Annotated in this window: 1 protein-coding gene; it reads left to right on the top strand. The window is 46.5% G+C overall.

Going from position 1 to position 1,352, the window contains the following annotated elements:
• Nucleotides 1–160: 160 nt before the first annotated feature.
• On the top strand, nt 161–1,330 hold the full coding sequence (locus R8269_RS24550; protein WP_318222820.1) for a DUF4056 domain-containing protein: 1,170 nt from the start codon (nt 161–163) through the stop codon (nt 1,328–1,330).
• Nucleotides 1,331–1,352 lie beyond the last annotated feature (22 nt).

The raw sequence follows: 1,352 nt of genomic DNA, 5'->3' as shown, positions 1-1,352 counted from the left end.
GTTTAGATATCGGCTTTGGTAACGATCAAAGTGGATTTTACTTTGCAATCAATGAAGCGTTTTAACTGAAATGAACCGTATACTTTTTATATCTCTTTACACTGCCACCCTTTGTACCTTCTTGGCTGGATGCTCGTCCAACAATTGGGCAGTTCATGCGATGCCAGGTTCGAATCAGGCCGCTGATATGCTCGCAGGTGATCTGACGACCAATCAAAATTGGTATTTGGATGAGTCTCGCTACCCTCAATTGACCGTACCGCAGAACGTACGCCCGTGTTGTGCCTTTGGGGATATGCAGAAAGTCAAAATTGGACCAGTTCCAGTGCCTTTTTTCCGACTGAACAACGTTGTTGAACTTGAGGAGATAGGCCCACACAAGTTTGCCAGCGGGATATATCACTACACACCGTCATCCTCATCGGCGTTGGGTCATGGCGGTAGCGAAAATAACGGAATCTTATACACGCAAAAAGGTGGCTTTATCGACCTCGCCCATGTGCGCGATACCGCCGATGACACCATGGGCTTATTTTTCGAGATACTCGCCAACTTAGGCCAAGCCCATCGCATTGATTTACCTGCTGAATTAGGACCAAGATACGTCGAGATGGCCTCGTTCGACGCATCTTCTTTAACCGATGAACAAAGGTGGTCTGTGGCCGCTCATTTAGCTGCGCGCTTAGCCTACTTCAAGGCTGAATCCCACGAGATAGCCCAGTGGCACGGCTACGCAAGTTTTTCAGGTTGGCCAGAAACCATTTCAGCCTACTCGCTTGAAGACCTCTACTCCAACATGTTGGGAGCTAAAATTGTACTTAACCTCATTCAACAACATAAGATGCTGAGCGAAAGAGAATACAACCAAAACGTCAGCTTACTTCTCAATGCAAGTCTGCAAGAACTTGGCGTCGTTGATAAATCTCAATCAAAACTGGTATTAGCCGCCGTCGACGGTAAATGGTGGAACTCACACGAGTCAATCCCAAGCAAATTCATGGTTCTGCAACGTCACTATGCTCTAGGAGATGTACAAACGCCCCACCGACTAACACCGGAGTTGTTAGGGAAAGAGAACTCGAACTTGCAGTATCTCGCGCAATCTCCCGCGATTGTGCTCACCTTACCAGCATCTGTAGAGTCGCTGGAGCTAGATGACATTGCCAAGTTAGTACTTGAAGTAGCGCCGAGTTATGCAGATACCTTCATCCATGTTCCGAAATCTATATGGTCAGAGCGCATTGAGCATACTCAGTTTCCTGTCATTGCGAAGTATGCAGAGTTACAAGATGGTCAAGAAATGAAAGCGTTAGATGTAACGGAGAAGTAATTTAGAGAAATAATAGCTGCAC

This window comes from Vibrio sp. Vb0667, assembly GCF_033391095.1.
The sequence above is the reverse complement of the archived record's forward strand: the minus strand, read 5'-3'. Positions and strand labels throughout refer to the sequence as shown.

Coding starts and splice junctions, on each gene's coding strand:
- R8269_RS24550 (WP_318222820.1), top strand. CDS start 161: ATGCCAGGTTCGAATCAGGCCGCTGATATGCTCGCAGGTGATCTGACG.